This is a genomic window from Endozoicomonas sp. Z74, assembly GCF_057680865.1.
Window position 1 is genome coordinate 1 of sequence record NZ_JBLYZI010000260.1, and the last position, 969, is coordinate 969.

Below are 969 nucleotides of genomic sequence, written 5' to 3' on the forward strand. Positions count from 1 at the left end.
AACAAAATACCTGTCTCGTTACCTCGGGTGGAAAAGGTTTCTTAAAACTCAACTCTTCTCAGAGGAGGCTTTTTTAGATCAAGTTTCTATACATTGGGTAGAGCAACACTTAATTTGAACAGCGCCGTGTCTATATGTGATGGTTGAGTTTGATGGCTACCATCCGCTTGATCCAAGATCATATACTCAGTCTCAAGGAAAAAGTCATCAAAAGCACCTTGAATTTGAGGAAATCTCGCTTGTGATGTAGTTTCCGAGTCAGGTAAAATGGGTTTTAGAATAGCTTTAATAATAGGTTTGGAGAACGATTCTAAATCCTTTTTTATTTGAGTTGTTTCTAAAAATTGTTTACTAATGACCTCAACCTCTACTAACTGCGAAAGCAAATTAGAGCTATAAGCTTCTGTATATTTTTCACAAAAATCATGCATGTCTTTATGTGTACCAGGTTTTTCTCCACCAAATTTTGCAAAACATTCCTTTAGAGCCAAACCGTGAGCCGTCTTGCATGGACCACGCAAGTCATCATCAAAAATACGCTGTTTCATTCCCAGGCCACTCTTTGCCAGTGCACTATGAGCAGCTGCTGCTAACTTTGCTTCAAATGGAACAGTTAACTCTAAGGCACCAACTAATGGGTGGCAGTGAAACCCCAGTTGACAGAATTTTTCCAAGCTTACATAAGGATACTGAACAAGATTGCCTTCGCCTTCAAAGGCCAAAGCATATGCTATTGCCTTCTTTATTGGACCTGATCCATTAACAGTATGAAGCGTGGTATTACGCCCAAATGCACTCCTCTTCTCAGGTAGCTGCGTCTGCGTCACTAAACCACCGTGATCCAGGGCAAAAACATGATCACCAATTGAACAGCGCCATCAAGAAACAGCCTGTATAATCAGGGTTTTTCCTGTCTTTCGATGTCTGCAAAAGCCCTGTTTTCCAAATTCTCCTCGCTCACTGATAAGC

Annotated in this window: 1 protein-coding gene; it reads right to left on the reverse strand. The window is 40.9% G+C overall.

Annotation, left to right across the window (positions count from 1 at the left end; translation table 11 throughout):
• Positions 1-86: 86 nt before the first annotated feature.
• Positions 87-827 (reverse strand): hypothetical protein, encoded by a 741-nt coding sequence (locus tag ACNRUY_RS26645; RefSeq protein WP_488114688.1) that lies wholly within the window; start codon positions 825-827, stop codon positions 87-89.
• Between the last annotated feature and the right edge of the window lie 142 nt (positions 828-969).